Annotated in this window: 12 protein-coding genes; 4 read left to right on the top strand and 8 right to left on the bottom strand. The window is 69.3% G+C overall.

Features of this window, described 5'->3' with window-relative positions:
• Positions 1 to 55 precede the first annotated feature (55 nt).
• The 5 genes from dxs to dut form a co-directional block, all read right to left on the bottom strand.
• Positions 56 to 2,014: a 1-deoxy-D-xylulose-5-phosphate synthase gene (dxs, locus tag J5V96_RS13480; RefSeq protein WP_208500185.1), complete on the bottom strand. Its 1,959-nt coding sequence runs from the start codon at positions 2,012 to 2,014 to the stop codon at positions 56 to 58.
• Between the two features lie 97 nt (positions 2,015 to 2,111).
• On the bottom strand, positions 2,112 to 4,949 hold the full coding sequence (locus tag J5V96_RS13475; protein ID WP_208500184.1) for an aconitate hydratase: 2,838 nt from the start codon (positions 4,947 to 4,949) through the stop codon (positions 2,112 to 2,114).
• Positions 4,950 to 5,113: 164 nt separating this feature from the next.
• A complete protein-coding gene (locus tag J5V96_RS13470; RefSeq protein WP_208500183.1) occupies positions 5,114 to 5,860 on the bottom strand; it encodes a DUF3159 domain-containing protein in 747 nt (248 codons plus the stop codon).
• An 8-nt stretch (positions 5,861 to 5,868) separates the two neighbouring features.
• Positions 5,869 to 6,453, bottom strand: coding sequence for a DUF3710 domain-containing protein (locus J5V96_RS13465; protein ID WP_208500182.1), 585 nt, complete (start codon positions 6,451 to 6,453; stop codon positions 5,869 to 5,871).
• On the bottom strand, positions 6,450 to 6,902 hold the full coding sequence (gene dut, locus J5V96_RS13460; protein WP_208500181.1) for a dUTP diphosphatase: 453 nt from the start codon (positions 6,900 to 6,902) through the stop codon (positions 6,450 to 6,452). Before dut ends, J5V96_RS13465 begins: the two co-directional genes overlap by 4 nt.
• Before the next feature lie 12 nt (positions 6,903 to 6,914).
• Here dut and J5V96_RS13455 point away from each other — a divergent pair, with 12 nt between their 5' ends.
• Positions 6,915 to 7,418, top strand: a complete 504-nt coding sequence (locus tag J5V96_RS13455) for a DUF3093 domain-containing protein (protein WP_208500180.1) — start codon at positions 6,915 to 6,917, stop codon at positions 7,416 to 7,418.
• 23 nt (positions 7,419 to 7,441) lie between these two features.
• On the opposite strand, the gene J5V96_RS13450 is transcribed toward J5V96_RS13455, so the two are convergent.
• Positions 7,442 to 7,738 (bottom strand): DUF4193 domain-containing protein, encoded by a 297-nt coding sequence (locus J5V96_RS13450; RefSeq protein WP_208500179.1) that lies wholly within the window; start codon positions 7,736 to 7,738, stop codon positions 7,442 to 7,444.
• Between the two features lie 255 nt (positions 7,739 to 7,993).
• Between J5V96_RS13450 and sepH the strand changes: the two genes are divergently transcribed.
• A complete protein-coding gene (gene sepH / locus J5V96_RS13445; protein WP_208500178.1) occupies positions 7,994 to 9,061 on the top strand; it encodes a septation protein SepH in 1,068 nt (355 codons plus the stop codon).
• A 40-nt stretch (positions 9,062 to 9,101) separates the two neighbouring features.
• Here sepH and J5V96_RS13440 read toward each other — a convergent pair whose 3' ends face one another.
• Positions 9,102 to 10,220, bottom strand: a complete 1,119-nt coding sequence (locus J5V96_RS13440; RefSeq protein ID WP_208500177.1) for an alkaline phosphatase family protein — start codon at positions 10,218 to 10,220, stop codon at positions 9,102 to 9,104.
• Positions 10,221 to 10,300: 80 nt separating this feature from the next.
• On the opposite strand from J5V96_RS13440, the gene J5V96_RS13435 reads away from it, so the two are divergent.
• Both J5V96_RS13435 and J5V96_RS13430 read left to right on the top strand, forming a co-directional pair.
• Positions 10,301 to 12,766, top strand: coding sequence for a DNA gyrase/topoisomerase IV subunit A (locus J5V96_RS13435; protein WP_236014374.1), 2,466 nt, complete (start codon positions 10,301 to 10,303; stop codon positions 12,764 to 12,766).
• 4 nt (positions 12,767 to 12,770) lie between these two features.
• Positions 12,771 to 13,523: a sulfite exporter TauE/SafE family protein gene (locus J5V96_RS13430; RefSeq protein ID WP_208500176.1), complete on the top strand. Its 753-nt coding sequence runs from the start codon at positions 12,771 to 12,773 to the stop codon at positions 13,521 to 13,523.
• Between the two features lie 11 nt (positions 13,524 to 13,534).
• Here the strand turns inward: J5V96_RS13430 and J5V96_RS13425 are convergent, their stop codons facing one another.
• A complete protein-coding gene (locus J5V96_RS13425; RefSeq protein WP_208500175.1) occupies positions 13,535 to 15,622 on the bottom strand; it encodes a DNA gyrase/topoisomerase IV subunit B in 2,088 nt (695 codons plus the stop codon).
• Positions 15,623 to 15,738: the final 116 nt, after the last annotated feature.

Here is a 15,738-nt window from a genome sequence, read left to right as displayed (position 1 = left end):
GCGCCGTCACAAAACCCTCCGAACCGCTAGGAAAAGCCCCCCGCGGCGCTGCGCGTCAGCTCTTCGGCGCGTGCAGGCGGAACTCGCCGGTCACGGCGGGGAGCCCTTTTCCGGGCTCTTTGCGGGCCACCGGCACGCGGGTGCCGAGCACCTGGGCCACAACGTCCTGGGCGATCTTGGCGGGGGTCAGACCCGCATCCTCGAGGATCTGCTCTCGCGAGGCGTGATCCAGGAACTCATCGGGCAGGCCGAGTTCGTCCACGGCCGTGTCGATGCCCGCCTCGCGCAGCACCTGCCGCACGCGCGTGCCGACGCCACCGACGCGGATGCCGTCCTCGAGAGTGATGACAAGACGGTGGCGGGCTGCGAGCTCGACGAGCGACGAGGCCACCGGCACCACCCAGCGCGGGTCGATCACGGTCGCGCCGATGCCCTGCGCCCGAAGACGCTGCGCCACGTCGAGCGCCAGGCGCGCGAACGGCCCGATGCCCACGATCAGCACGTCTTCGGTCTCGCCCCTCTCGAGGACGTCGACACCGTCGGACAGCCGCTCGATGGCAGGGATGTCCTCCCCGACCGCGCCCTTCGGGAACCGGATCACCGTGGGCGCGTCGCGCACGTCGACCGCCTCCTGCAGCTCCTCGCGCAGACGGGCCTCATCGCGCGGCGCTGCGATGCGGATCCGCGGCACGATGTGCAGCAGGGCGAGATCCCACATGCCATGGTGGCTGGGTCCGTCCGGTCCCGTGACGCCCGAGCGATCGAGCACGAACGTGACCCCTGCACGATGCAGGGCGACATCCATCAGCACCTGATCGAAAGCGCGGTTGACGAACGTCGAGTAGAGCGCGACGACCGGGTGAAGCCCGCCGTAGGCGAGCCCCGCTGCCGAGGCGACCGCGTGCTGCTCGGCGATGCCGACGTCGTAGACGCGCTCGGGGAAGCGCTCGGCGAACGGTGCGAGCCCGGTCGGTCGCAGCATCGCGGCGGTCATCGCGATGACATCCTCTCGCCGCTCCCCCACCTTGACGAGCTCTTCCGCGAAGACGTCTGTCCAGCCGGGTGCCGAAGCCCCGCCGAGCGCCCCGCCGGTCGCGGGATCGATGCGCCCGACGGCGTGGAACTGGTCGAACTCGTCGTCGCGGGCGGGCTGATAGCCGCGGCCCTTCTCCGTGATGACGTGCACGATCACCGGAGCGCCGTACGACTTCGCCAGCGCCAGCGTCTCGAGCAGCGCGGGCAGGTCGTGCCCGTCGACGGGGCCGAGATACTTCACGTCGAGATTGGAGTAGAGCGAGGAGTTGTTCGTGAAGCGAGAAAGGAAGCCGTGGGTCCCGCCGCGGACCCCGCGGTAGATCGCGCGCCCGACCGACCCGAAGCGGCCGGCGACGTTCGACGACTTCTTCGACAGATCGCGGTAGGTCTCGGTGGTGCGCACCCGATTGAGGTGGCGGGCCATGCCCCCGATCGTCGGCGCATAGGAGCGACCGTTGTCGTTCACGACGATCACGAGGTTGCGCTCGTTGTCGTCGGTGATGTTGTTGAGCGCTTCCCAGGTCATGCCGCCTGTGAGGGCGCCGTCGCCGACGACGGCCACGACATGGCGGTCGGCACGTCCGGTCGCGGCGAAGGCGCGCGAGATGCCATCGGCCCAGCTCAGTGAGCTGGAGGCATGCGAGGACTCGACCACATCGTGAGGGCTCTCGGAGCGCTGAGGGTAGCCGGCCAGGCCGCCGCGCGCCCGCAGAGCCGAGAAGTCCTGGCGTCCGGTGAGGAGCTTGTGCACGTAGGACTGGTGCCCCGTGTCGAAGATGATGGGGTCGTCCGGCGAGGCGAAGACGCGGTGAAGCGCGATCGTGAGCTCCACGACGCCCAGGTTCGGCCCGAGGTGCCCGCCCGTACGCGCAACGTTCTCCACGAGGAACTCGCGGATCTCCGCAGCCAGGTCCGTCAGCTGCGCCGGCGAGAGCGCATCGAGATCGCGCGGACCGTGGATCCCGTCCAGAAGACTCATGCCCCGAGCCTACGCCGGGGTTCTGGGATTCCGACGAACGACGAACGACCCCCGGCGATCCCTTGCGGGATGACCGGGGGCCGTTCGACAGGATGCGTCAGACGAGGCTGCGCAGCACGTACTGCAGGATGCCGCCGTTGCGGTAGTAGTCGGCCTCACCGGGGGTGTCGATGCGGACGACCGCGTCGAACTCCACGACCTGCTTGCCCTCGGGCGAGTGCTCGCTCGGGGTGGCGGTGACCTTGACCGTCTTCGGCGTGACGCCCTCGTTCAGCTGCTCCAGGCCCTCGATCGAGACGATCTCGGTGCCGTCGAGGCCGAGCGATGCCCAGCTCTCGCCTGCCGGGAACTGCAGCGGAACAACGCCCATGCCGATGAGGTTCGAGCGGTGGATGCGCTCGAAGCTCTCGGTGATGACCGCCTTCACGCCCAGGAGGCTCGTGCCCTTGGCCGCCCAGTCACGCGACGACCCGGAGCCGTACTCCTTGCCGCCGAAGATCACCAGCGGCGTGCCCTGAGCCTGGTAGTTCTGGCACGCGTCGTAGATGAACGACTGCGGCCCCTCCGGCTGCGTGAAGTCGCGGGTGTAGCCGCCCTCGACGACCGCGCCGTCGTTGACGGCGCTGACTAGCAGGTTCTTCAGGCGGATGTTCGCGAACGTGCCGCGGATCATCACCTCGTGGTTGCCGCGGCGCGATCCGTACGAGTTGAAGTCGCGCTGGGCGACACCGTTCTCGGTCAGGTACTGCGCGGCAGGCGTGCCCGCCTTGATGTTGCCCGCGGGGCTGATGTGGTCGGTCGTGACCGAGTCGCCCAGCGTCGCCATCACGCGCGCGCCGGTGATGTCGGTGACCGGGGTCAGCTCCATCGACATGCCGTCGAAGTACGGGGCCTTGCGCACGTAGGTGGACTTCTCGTCCCACTCGAAGATCGGACCGGTCGGCGTGGGAAGCGTCTTCCAGCGCTCGTCGCCCTCGAACACCGTGGCGTACTGCGTGATGAACTGCTCACGCGAGATCGAGGAGTCGATGATCTCCTGGACCTCCTCGGGCGCGGGCCAGACGTCCTTCAGGAACACGTCGTTGCCGTCCGCGTCCTTGCCGAGCGCGTCGGTCTCGAAGTCGAAGTTCATCGAACCGGCGAGAGCGTACGCGACGACGAGCGGCGGCGAGGCCAGGTAGTTCATCTTCACGTCGGGGCTGATGCGGCCCTCGAAGTTGCGGTTGCCCGAGAGGACGGCCGTCACGGCGAGGTCGTGCTCGTTGATCGCCGCCGACACCTCTTCGATGAGCGGGCCCGAGTTGCCGATGCAGATCGTGCAGCCGTAGCCGACCGTGTAGAAGCCGAGCGCCTCGAGGTCCTTGTCGAGACCGGACTTCTCGTAGTAGTCGGTGACGACCTTCGAGCCCGGGCCGAGCGTCGTCTTGACCCAGGGCTTGCGCTTGAGGCCCTTCTCGGCCGCCTTGCGGGCGAGAAGACCCGCCGCGATCATGACCGACGGGTTCGACGTGTTCGTGCACGACGTGATGGCGGCGAGGGTGACGGCGCCGTTGTCGAGCAGGTACTCCTGGCCCTCGGGCGTCGTGACCTTCACGGGGTTCGACGCGGCGTGCGCGTCGCCCGAGACGAGCACGGACGGACCGTGCTCGTGGTGCGGCTCCACGACCTCGCGCTCGACGCCCGGGGTGTTGCCCGGGTCGGACGCGGGGAACGTGCCGTCGACCTCCTGGGCCTCGTCCGCCTCGACGTAGTTGAGGATGTCCTTGCCGAACTGGGCCTTGGCCTCCGAGAGGAGGATGCGGTCCTGCGGACGCTTCGGGCCGGCGATCGAGGGCACGACCGTGGCCAGGTCGAGCTCCATGTACTCGGAGAAGACGAGCTCGCGCGACGGGTCGTGCCAGAGGTGCTGCTCCTTGGCGTAGGCCTCCACGAGCGACACGGTCTGCTCGTCGCGGCCGGTGAGGCGCAGGTAGTCGAGCGTGACGTCGTCGATCGGGAACATCGCCGCGGTCGAGCCGAACTCGGGCGACATGTTGCCGATGGTGGCGCGGTTCGCGAGGGGCACCGAGGCGACGCCCTCACCGTAGAACTCGACGAACTTGCCGACGACTCCGTGCTGGCGGAGCATGTCGGTGATCGTGAGGACGACGTCCGTGGCGGTGACGCCGGCGGGGATCTCGCCGGTGAGCTTGAAGCCCACCACGCGCGGGATGAGCATCGACACCGGCTGGCCGAGCATCGCGGCCTCGGCCTCGATGCCGCCGACGCCCCAGCCGAGCACGCCGAGGCCGTTGACCATCGTCGTGTGCGAGTCGGTGCCGACGCAGGTGTCGGGGTAGGCGCGAAGGACGCCGTCGACCGTGCGGTCGTAGATGACCTTGGCCAGGTGCTCGATGTTCACCTGGTGGACGATGCCGGTGCCCGGGGGCACCACCTTGAAGTCCTGGAACGCCGTCTGGCCCCAGCGCAGGAACTGGTAACGCTCGCCGTTGCGCTCGTACTCGATCTCGACGTTGCGCTCGAGAGCGTTCTCGGAGCCGAAGAGGTCGGCGATCACCGAGTGGTCGATGACCATCTCGGCGGGCGAGAGGGGGTTGATCTTGTCGGGGTCGCCGCCGAGGGCCGTGACCGCCTCGCGCATGGTGGCGAGGTCGACGATGCAGGGCACGCCGGTGAAGTCCTGCATGACCACGCGCGCGGGCGTGAACTGGATCTCGGTGTTCGGCTGAGCCGAGGGATCCCACGAACCGAGGGCAGAGATCTGCTCCTTCGTGATGTTCGCGCCGTCCTCGGTGCGGAGGAGGTTCTCGAGCAGCACCTTCAGGCTGAAGGGGAGCTTCTCGAAGCCGTCGACCGCGTCGATGCGGAAGATCTCGTAGTCGGTGCTGCCGACCGTCAGGGTGCTCTTGGCACCGAAGCTGTTCACCGTTGACACGGGCTGTCTCCTCCTGGTCGACCGCGCTTTGCGCTCCCCATCCTGCCTCCTGTGCGAGTGCACGGCCAGCAAGGCGGACCTAACAGGCGGAGGGCGCGGGACGCCACCGCGGGATGAGGGATTTATCTTGACGTCGAGATAAATCTACCACGCCGTACGCATCGTCAGGAGTCGCGACCCGCCAGGCGGTGTCCCGGGTAGAGGGATCGCGCGGCGAGCCAGGTCACCGCCACCAGCGGGGCGAACAGCGGCAGCCCCATCACCAGCTTGAGTGTGCCCAGCAGCGCCGTCTCGTGGGCCAGGTAGAGAGGCAGCTGCACCGCGAGACGCGCGAAGAACAACGCCGACCACGCGATCGCCAACCAGAAGAACACGCGCCTCTTGCGGCGATCCTTGCGCCACTCGACACCCTCGCCGACGAGGAAGCCGACGAGAAGTCCGATCAGCGACCAGCCGATCACCGCCGACACCAGGTAGGCGGTGCCGTATGCGGCGTTGGTGATCAGCCCGAAGACGAAGTTGTCGCGCCCGTCGCCGGTCCACAGTGCGAGTGCGGCCGCAGCGCCGGCAGCCACAAGACCGCCGAGAGCCGCCGCGGGCGTCGACCGCTGCGCGAACCGCAGCACGGTGAACACCGCTGCCATGCCGACAGACAGAGCGAGGGACAGATAGAGGGGCTCGGGCCAGAACGTGTAGACGAGCACGAAGGTGAGGCTCGGCAGGATCGACTCCAGCACCCCGCGGAAGCCGCCCATGGCCTTCCAGACGACGCCACCGGCCGTCGTCTCCTCGGCCGAGTCGCCCCCGATCCGACGGGCGGCATCGCCGAACGCGCCGCCCAGCACGTCGGAGGCCGACATCCGCGCCTCAGCGCGGTCGTCGCGGTCGCCGGCGGAAGGCTCGGTGGTCATCGCGCGTCTCAGGCCGTGGCGGGCGTCGACGGCATCTTCAGCGGGATGAGGTCGCGCGGAGGCATCGGGGCCCCGCCGCGCACGACGACGATCGAGCGGAAGAGCGACTCGACCTGCTCGGCCGCGACCGGATCCGACGCGCCGGCACCGCCGATGACACCGCGCAGGAACCACCGCGGACCGTCCACCCCGACGAAGCGTGCGAGGCGCATCTGGGCGTCTGAACCCGCGACGACCGGCACCTCGGCGAGAAGCTCGGCACCCAGAGGGCCCTCGCGCTCCTCGACGCGGCCGCCCTGCTGACGCACCTGGTCGCGGATCTGCGCGCGCGTCTCCTCCCAGAGACCCGAGGTGCGGGGCGCCGCGAACGGCTGCACCTGCAGGGTGGAGTCGGCATAGTCCAGACCCACCGCCACGATGCGCTTGGTCTGCTCCTCCACCTCGAGGCGCAGGTTCAGTCCCTCGCGCGGAAGCACCTTGATGCCGCCGAGGTCGATGTAGGGGCGGACCGGATTGGCCTCGGTCTCATCCAGCGGACCTGCCGTGGCGCGGTCGCCGGGGGCGGACTTTCCGTTCTCGAGCTCGTCGCTCATGCGTTCCCTCCCTGGGAAAGAATTCCGGTGGATCCGAACCCGCCGCCACCGCGGACGCTGTCGGGGAGCTCGTCCACCGGGATGAATCGCGCCCGAGGCACCGGCATGAGGATCAGCTGCGCGATCCGGTCTCCCACCGCGATGTCGAACGCCTCGCGAGGGTCGGTGTTCAGGAGCGCCACCTTGATCTCGCCGCGGTAGCCCGCGTCGATGGTGCCGGGCGCGTTGACGATGGTGATGCCGTGCTTGGCGGCCAGGCCGGAGCGCGGAACCACGAAAGCGGCATACCCCTCGGGAAGAGCGATGCGGACGCCCGTGCCGACGAGCGCGCGCTCACCCGGCGCGAGATGCACGGCCTCAGACGCCATCAGATCCGCGCCGGCGTCGCCGGGGTGCGCGTACACCGGCAGGGCCGATGCGATGATGGGAACGTCCACGGTTTCGGTCACTCCACGAGGGTAATGCAGAACACAACGCCGCCCGCCCGGCCTTCCCAGCCCCCGCGCGCAGAGTCCGCCCGTCCGCTCTACAGGGAGCGCCTCACGCCGTCCCTGTGGATCCTCGGCTCCGCCGCCGTCGTGGCGCCGATGGCCTCGCTCGTCTTCGTCCGCATGGACGGCGCGCTCTCCCTGGCGATCGGCTTCGCCGTCGGCGTCGCGGTCATCACCGCGCTCATCCTGGGATCCCCGGTGATCGAGGTCGTCGGGCGGGAGCTGCGCGCGGGCCGCGCGCACATCGACGTCGCCCTTCTCGGGGAGCCTGTCCCACTCACAGACGAGGCGGCCCGCGCGGCGCGCTCGACCGGCCTCGACGCACGAGGGTGGCACCTCATACGAGGAGGGGTCGCCGGGATCGTCGTCCTTCCGGACATCGATCCCGACGACCCCGTGTCGTCGTGGACGCTCTCATCGCGCACTCCCGACCGCCTGGCGGCGGCCGTTCGTCACGCTCAGAGCGCCGGCTGAGCCCTCCCGGGCCCGCCGCGGCGTCAGGCCGCGCAGTCCTTGCAGATCGGGCCGTTGGCGCCCTCGTGGTCGATCTGCGAGCGGTGCTTCACCAGGAAGCAGTTCATGCAGGTGAACTCGTCGTCCTGCGCCGGAAGCACCACGACATCCAGCTCGACGTTCGAGAGGTCCGCGCCCGGAAGGTCGAAGCTCGACGGGTTGTCCGCGTCCTCCACGTCCACCGAACCCGACATGGTGTCGGGCACGCGCGCCTTGAGGGCCTCGATCGACTCGTTTCCGTCGTCCTCGGTCTTGCGGGGGGCGTCGTAATCGGTTGCCATGTGAGTGGGTCACACTTCTTTCATCAGCTGTGGTGCACACCCCGCCAGATGCGGCGGAGCGGCGATAGTCTGCACGCCCTTTGCTGTGAACGCAAATACGCGTGCACGACGGGCGCGTGCAGCTGACGGAACTCGCGGCACGCCCACGGTATTCCCGGCGTTCGCGCCGGCGCGTGAAACCATGGCCGAGTCGTGAACGCACGCGGCGCGTCGTGATCTGCCGCGGCGTCAGAGGCGAGCCAGAGGAGGCTGAGCATGGAATCGCTCACCATCATCGGAACCGAGGACGGACAGCTGGTCTTGGCCACCGAGGCCGGCCAGCGGTTCACGCTCGCCATCGACGATGTGCTCCGCTCGGAGATCCGCAAGATCGACCGCGCGCAGGCACCCGCCGGGCCGCGGGTCCCTCTGCCGAGCCCGCGTGAGATCCAGACCCACATCCGCGCCGGCATGTCGGCGGAGGACGTCGCACAGCTGCTCGACGCCCGCGTCGAGGACGTGCGCCGGTTCGAGGGCCCCGTGCTCGCCGAGCGCGAGCACATCGTCGGCCAGGCGCTGGCCGTGCCCGTGCTCATGGGCATCGAGCTGCAACAGGACGAGAACCCGACCTTCGGAGTCGCCATCCGCTCGAAGCTCGCCGATCTCGGCGCCACGGGCGAGCGCTGGACGAGCTGGAAGGAGGAGGCGGGCTGGATCGTCAAGCTCGAGTTCATCGCGAACGACGTCGAGCACGATGCCCGCTGGAGCTTCGAACCTCGCCGGAGCGCCCTCTCGCCGCTGAACAGCGACGCCACCCAGCTCTCGCGCCAGGGCCCGATGCCGGAGGGGCTGATCCCGCGTCTTCGCGCGCTCGACACCGTCGTGCCGCCGGCCGAGAACGTGCCCGATTCCGAGGATCGCTTCGATTCGGGTGCCTTCGGGCCGCGACGTGTGCCGGAGGCGGGCGCCGATCCGGATTCCTCCGCGACCGTCAGGGACTTCGCGACGAAGCGCGCACCCGGCGCGCAGGCGCCCAGCTCCGACACCGCCGATCTGCTGGAGGCCCTGCGCCGCCGGCGCGGTCAGCGCGAGCCCGCGCCCGCGTTCGACATCGAGCTGGGCGACGAGACGCCCGAGGCCCCCGAGGAGCACCACGAGGTCGAGCGGCGCACGCTCGTGAACCTCTTCTCGGCTCCCTCCGCCACCCCCGTGTCCGTCGCCGATGAGGACGAGCCCGAGGCGCAGGCCGAGTCGCCCAAGGAGGACGAGACTCCGCGCCGCCGCGGCCGCGCGTCCATGCCGTCCTGGGACGACATCGTCTTCGGCGCGCGCACCGACGACTGACCACTCGGGCCGTTCGCGTCTTGGCCGCGCCCGACGCGGGCTAGGAGTAGGCCCCGAGCCGCAGGAACGGCACCGTCGTCTCCTCGGGACTCACGGAGCCGTGCTGACCGACCATGTCCTGCGGCCGCTTGTCGTCGAGTCGGTCGTCGTAGAACGCCCACGATCCGCGGGCCGCGATCAGCAGGTCGCCGATGCGCGGGCGCACCGCGACGTCGACAGGCCCGAACAGCCCGGCGGCAATCGCCTCATCGCGCGTGGCCACCTCCGCGGACTTGCCGGAATGCTCCGTCCACACCGATGCCGCCGTCGAGGGATCGACCCCCGGCTCGAGATAGACATGCAGCAGGCGGGGCTCGCCGCCGAGATGCGCGACACCGGAGAGACGGGGATCACCGTGCTGCAGCAGCACGTGGCGATGCCGAGGCACGTCCACCATTCCGTGGTCGGCAGTGACGATCGCGCCGACCCCCGCCGGGACCGGGGCGGCGAATGCCGCGTCGACGTCCTCGAGCGCGGCGAGCCAAGCGGCGGAATCGACGCCTCGCCTGTGCCCGGCCTTGTCGATCTCCGGCAGATAGCAGTAGACGAGCGAGCCGGACTCCCCCGCTGCCAGCTCGTAGGCGAGACGCACGCGCATCCGCACCTCATCGGCGCCGACGTACTCCGCCCCCCGCAGAACCGCCGCGGTGAGACCGCTCTTGGCGTACTCCGACATGCCGACGGCGAATGCCCGGCGCCCCTCTGCCACTGCCGTCTCGAAGACCGTGGTGCGGCGCTGCCAGGTCGCCGGATCCAGCCCGTCGTTCTCGTAGCCGTTGAGCTGATTCGTCAGTCGACCCTGCGCCGGATCCAGTACGCGGTACCCGACGAGGCCGTGCTCGCCCGGATGCGCGCCCGTGAGGATCGAGGTGAGCGCCGCCGCCGTCGTCGACGGGAACACGGATCGTGCGACGTCCTTCTTCCCGAACGATGCGGCCAGACGTCGAGCGTGACCCGCGTGCGCGCGCAGCTGGATCGCGCCGAGCCCGTCGATGACGAAGAGCACCGCGGAGCGCGCGGGCTTCAGCGCGCCGCCGCCGTCGAGGGAACGCAGGATGTCCGGCGCGACATCGGTGAGGCTCCGGGCCGCCGCGGGGCCCGTCGGTACGATGGGAGGCATCCGGGCAAGTCTCGCACGACGCGCGTTGCCCGATCAGAGACCCGCACCCGGGCCCTTCGACAGCAGGTGAGAGAAGCAGTATGGCGCGCACGACCCCGGCATCCGCGAACACGTCCGGATCCGCTCCGGAGCGCATCGAGGACATCGCCCTCGAGCAGGAGATGCAGGGTTCGTACCTCGAGTACGCCTACTCGGTCATCTATTCGCGTGCCCTGCCCGATGCTCGCGACGGACTGAAGCCCGTTCAGCGGCGCATCATCTACCAGATGGCGGAGATGGGCCTGCGCCCCGACCGCGGGCACGTGAAGAGCGCCCGCGTCGTCGGCGAGGTGATGGGAAAGCTCCACCCGCACGGTGACAGCGCGATCTACGACGCGCTTGTGCGCCTCGCGCAGGACTTCGCGCTGCGTGTCCCCCTCGTCGACGGGCACGGGAACTTCGGGTCGCTCGATGACGGTCCGGCGGCCGCTCGCTACACCGAAGTGCGCCTCGACCGCCCTGCCCTGTCGCTGACGGAGGACATCGACGAGGACGCGGTCGACTTCATCCCGAACTACGACGGACAGTTCCAGCAGCCCGCCGTGCTTCCAGCGGCGTACCCCAACCTGCTCGTCAACGGGGCGAGCGGCATCGCCGTCGGCATGGCGACGAACATGGCACCGCACAACCTCAGCGAGGTCGTCGCGGCCGCCACCCACCTCCTCGAGCACCCTGAGGCGACGACCGCGGAGCTCATGGAGTTCGTGCCCGGCCCCGATTTCCCCTCCGGCGGGATCCTCGTAGGGCTCGACGGCGTCAGGGATGCCTACGAGACCGGTCGCGGCGCCTTCAAGCTGCGCGGCAAGGTGTCCATCGAGCAGGTCGCGCCTCGCCGCACCGGCATCGTCATCACGGAGCTGCCGTACATGGTCGGCCCCGAGCGCGTCATCGAGAAGCTCAAGGACGCCGTGCAGTCCAAGAAGCTGCAGGGCATCTCGGATGTCGCCGACCTCACCGACCGCAACAACGGGCTGCGGCTGGTCATCGGCGTCAAGACCGGCTTCGACCCGCACGCCGTGCTCGAGCTGCTGTACAAGCTCACGCCGCTCGAGGACTCGTTCTCGATCAACAACGTGGCGCTCGTCGACGGGCAGCCGCGCACACTGGGCCTCAAGGATCTGCTGCGCGTCTACATCGACCACCGCCTCCAGGTCGTGACGCGCCGCAGCCGCTATCGTCTCGCCCGGCGACAGGAGCGCCTGCACCTCGTTGCCGGCCTTCTGACGGCCATCCTGGACATCGACGAGGTGATCCAGGTCATCCGCTCGTCCGACACGTCGGAGCAGGCGCGGACGAAGCTCTGCAGCGTCTTCGATCTCGATGAGATCCAGGCGGAGTACATCCTGGAACTGCGTCTGCGCCGACTCACGAAGTTCTCGCGTATCGAGCTCGAGCAGGAGCGGGACGCGCTGCTCGCGGAGATCGCCGCGCTCGAGGAGCTGCTCGGATCGGACACGCTGCTGCGCCGGCAGGTCGCGCTGGAACTCGACGCCACGGCCGAGAAGCACGCGACGCCCCGCCGAACGCTGCTGATGAACGGCAAGCCCGCCGCGCCGCGCAGCAAGAAGGGCGAGCCGGATCTGCAGATCGCCGACGGGCCCACCACCATCGCGCTGTCGACGACGGGCCGCGCCGTGCGCATCGAGGTGCCAGAAGGCCAGCAGCTGGCGGCGCCGGGGCGTCGCAGCAAGCACGACGCGATCCTCACGACCGTCGAGGCGACGATCCGCGGAGAGGTCGGCGCGCTGACGTCGAAGGGACGCGTGGTGCGCTTCCATCCCGTCGATCTGCCGTCGGTGCCCGCGAACTCGGTGCAGCTCGGCGTCGGCGCACGTCTGCACGACTACGTCGGCCTCACCGACCGCGCCGAGAAGATCGTCACCCTCGTGGATCTCGGGTCCGATGTGCCCGTCGCGATCGGCACGGCGCAGGGTGTGGTCAAGCGCATCGTGCCGTCATCGCTCGCCCCCAAGCCCGAGCTCGAGGTCATCGGCCTCAAGCCCGGCGATACGGTCGTGGGCGCCGCGTCAGCTCCCGAGGAGGCCGAGCTCGTGTTCGTGACCTCCGACGCGCAGCTGCTGAGGTTCTCGGCGGCGTCCGTGCGTCCGCAGGGCGCGCCGGCCGGCGGTATGGCGGGCATCAAGCTCGCGCCGAAGGCGGAGGTGGTGTTCTTCGGCGCCGCCATCGGTGACGAGACCGTTGTGGTCACCGTGTCGGGCTCGTCCGACGCCATCGCCGGGATGGAGATCGGACGGGCGAAGATCTCGGACTTCTCCGAGTTCCCGGCGAAGGGCCGCGCCACGGGCGGCGTCCGCGCGCACGCATTCCTCAAGGGCGAGAACCGCATCACGCTGGCGTGGGTCGGACCCGATCCGGCCCGTGCCGTCGATGCCTCGGGCGTTGTGCGCAAGCTGCCCGAGACCCTCGCGCGCCGAGACGCCTCTGGCCAGCCCCTCGAGGCCTCGATCGCCTCGATCGGACGAACCCTCGTCGCACCCGACGCCTGATCCGTTGATCGACCTCGGGTTCGGCGCGATCTGCGCAGTCACGCTCGTCGGCGCGATGGGGCAGCGTGCCTTGGGCATGGGCTTCGGACTCGTGGCGATGCCCGTGCTCGTGCTGGTACTCGGACCGCTCCCAGCGGTGACAGCCATGAACGCCATGGGAGCCGTCGCGTCGCTGCTCGTGCTGGCACAGGTGTGGCGCCTCGTGCACTGGCGGCGGCTGATCTGGCTGCTGCTGCCCGCACTCCTGGGGGTGGTCCCGGGCATCCTGCTGGCACGGCTCGTCGACGAGGCCCTGCTCAAGGCGGTGATGGGCGCGATGATCCTCATCGGGGTCGGCCTCTCGGCCTGGCTGCACCGCACGGCGGAGCCGATTGCCGGCAATGCGCCGGTCGCGGTGACGGGGCTGATCGCCGGAGTGCTCAACGGTTCGGTCGGCCTGGCGGCCCCGGCCGTCGGCATCTACGGCGCCCTCGGCGACTGGCCACAGCGTGCCTACGCGGCAGCGCTCCAGCCGTTCTTCCTCATCATGAGCGCGACGACCGTCGTCGCGACAGGTCTGCTCGACCCCTCTGCGACGCTCGCCTGGACCTGGTGGATGTGGCTGATCCTGGGCAGCGTGATCGTCGCCGGCGTGCTGGTGGGCGCCCGCATCGCCAGCCGGCTTCCCGAGCGCGCGGCGCGCAGGAGCATCCTCGTGCTGTCGTTCCTGGGCGGTGTGTCGGTGCTGTGGTCAGGCCTTGCGGGGCTGCTCGCCTGACCCCCTGCGGCTCAGGCGTCGATCGACTCGCGTGAGAGGCGATCAGCCGAGTCGACGATGAACTCGCGACGCGGACCGACCTCGTTGCCCATCAGCACCTCGAACACCCGGCCCGCAGCTTCGACGTCCTCCAGGCGCACGCGACGCAGCAGACGGCCGTCGCGGGCCATCGTGGTCTCCGCCAGCTGATCCGCGTCCATCTCGCCGAGGCCCTTGTAGCGCTGGATGGGCTCCTGCCACTTCCGGTTCGACTTGCGCAGCTTGTCGAGCAGCTTGTGCAGCTCGGCCTCGCTGTACGTGTAGATCGTCTCGTTGGGCTTGGAGCCCGGGTTCACGACGATCACGCGGTGCAGAGGGGGCACGGCGGCGAAGACCCGGCCGGCTTCCACGAGCGGGCGCATGTAGCGGTAGAAGAGCGTGAGGAGAAGGGTGCGGATGTGGGCGCCGTCGACATCCGCATCACTCATCATGATGACCTTGCCGTAGCGCGCGGCATCGAGATCGAACGTGCGGCCGGATCCGGCACCGACCACCTGGATGATCGAAGCGCACTCGGCGTTCGACAACATGTCGCTGACCGAGGCCTTCTGCACGTTGAGGATCTTGCCGCGGATGGGCAGCAGCGCCTGGTACTCGCTGTTGCGCGCGAGCTTGGCGGTGCCGAGCGCCGAGTCGCCCTCGACGATGAACAGCTCGGACTGCGCGACATCCTGCGTGCGGCAGTCGACGAGCTTCGTCGGCAGCGAGGAGCTCTCGAGGGCGTTCTTGCGGCGCTGGGTCTCCTTGTGCGCGCGGGCCGAGACACGCGCCTTCATCTCGGAGACGACCTTGTCGAGCACCATGGACGTCTGCGTCTTGTCGTCGCGCTTCGACGACGCGAAACGCTCCTTGAGGGCCTCGCGCACGACCTTGGCGACGATGGATCGCACGGCGGGAGTGCCGAGCACTTCCTTCGTCTGCCCTTCGAACTGCGGCTCGGGCAGCGTGACGGTGAGCACGGCGCTGAGGCCGGCGAGCACGTCGTCCTTCTCGAGCTTCTCGCTCGCGCCGACCTTGAGGCGGCGGGCGTTCGCAGAGACCTGGTCACGCAGGAACTTCAGCAGCTCCTGTTCGAAGCCCGTCTGGTGCGTGCCGCCCTTGGGCGTGGAGATGATGTTCACGAACGATCGGATCGCCGTGTCGTAGCCCGTGCCCCAGCGCAGCGCGATGTCGACACGGCACTCGCGCTCAACCTCGGTCGAGACCATGTGGCCGTTCGCCTGGAGCATCGGCACCGTCTCCTTGAAGGTGCCGGATCCGGTCAGTCGCCAGGTGTCGGTGACCGGCGCATCCGTGGCCAGGAAGTCGACGAACTCCGAGATGCCGCCGTCGAACTTGTACGAGGTCTCCACGAGCTCGCCGTCCGGCTGAGCAAGCGGGCGCTCGTCGCGGATCACGATCTCGAGCCCCGACACGAGGAAGGCGGTCTGTCGCGCGCGCGTGACGAGATCGTCCAGCTGGAACGCGGCGTCCTTGGTGAAGATCTGCCGGTCTGCCCAGTAGCGCACCCGCGTTCCGGTGACGCCCTTGGCGACCTTGCCGATGACCCGCAGCTCGCTGCGCTCCTCGAAGGGGGTGAACGGGGCGTCCGGACGCGCGTCGGCGAACACTCCGGGCTCGCCGCGGTGGAACGACATGGCATAGGTCTTGCCGTTGCGGTCGACCTCGACGTCGAGGCGCTCGGACAGCGCGTTGACCACCGAGGCGCCCACGCCGTGCAGTCCACCAGAGGCGGCATAGGAGCCGCCGCCGAACTTGCCACCCGCGTGCAGCTTCGTGTACACGACCTCGACACCCGTGAGCCCTGTGCGCGGCTCGACGTCGACCGGCACACCGCGCCCGCGGTCGCGCACCTCGACGGAGCCGTCGGCGTGGAGGATCACGTCGATCTTCGAGCCGTTGCCCGCGACCGCCTCGTCAACGGAGTTGTCGATGATCTCCCACAGGCAGTGCATCAGACCGGGCGAGCCGTTCGAGCCGATGTACATGCCCGGGCGCTTGCGGACGGCCTCGAGTCCTTCCAGGACCTGGAGATGATGGGCGGAGTACTCGGCAGTCACAATCTTCGATGCTAATCGCGACCACGGACATCCCCGGGCGGACACTCCCCGGCGGTCTACTCCCGTCTGGCAAGGCGGGGGCCGTCGTACGCGCTGAGCGAAACAGGCCGAGGGTT

Origin of the sequence: Microbacterium stercoris (genome assembly GCF_017592545.1) — a bacterium.
GTDB lineage: Bacteria > Actinomycetota > Actinomycetes > Actinomycetales > Microbacteriaceae > Microbacterium > Microbacterium stercoris.
This window is presented reverse-complemented; position numbering and strand designations above follow the sequence as displayed.

Coding starts and splice junctions, on each gene's coding strand:
- dxs (WP_208500185.1), bottom strand. CDS start 2,014: ATGAGTCTTCTGGACGGGATCCACGGTCCGCGCGATCTCGATGCGCTC.
- J5V96_RS13435 (WP_236014374.1), top strand. CDS start 10,301: ATGGCGCGCACGACCCCGGCATCCGCGAACACGTCCGGATCCGCTCCG.
- sepH (WP_208500178.1), top strand. CDS start 7,994: ATGGAATCGCTCACCATCATCGGAACCGAGGACGGACAGCTGGTCTTG.
- J5V96_RS13465 (WP_208500182.1), bottom strand. CDS start 6,453: ATGAGCGACGAGCTCGAGAACGGAAAGTCCGCCCCCGGCGACCGCGCC.
- J5V96_RS13455 (WP_208500180.1), top strand. CDS start 6,915: ATGCAGAACACAACGCCGCCCGCCCGGCCTTCCCAGCCCCCGCGCGCA.
- J5V96_RS13440 (WP_208500177.1), bottom strand. CDS start 10,220: ATGCCTCCCATCGTACCGACGGGCCCCGCGGCGGCCCGGAGCCTCACC.
- J5V96_RS13450 (WP_208500179.1), bottom strand. CDS start 7,738: ATGGCAACCGATTACGACGCCCCCCGCAAGACCGAGGACGACGGAAAC.
- J5V96_RS13470 (WP_208500183.1), bottom strand. CDS start 5,860: ATGACCACCGAGCCTTCCGCCGGCGACCGCGACGACCGCGCTGAGGCG.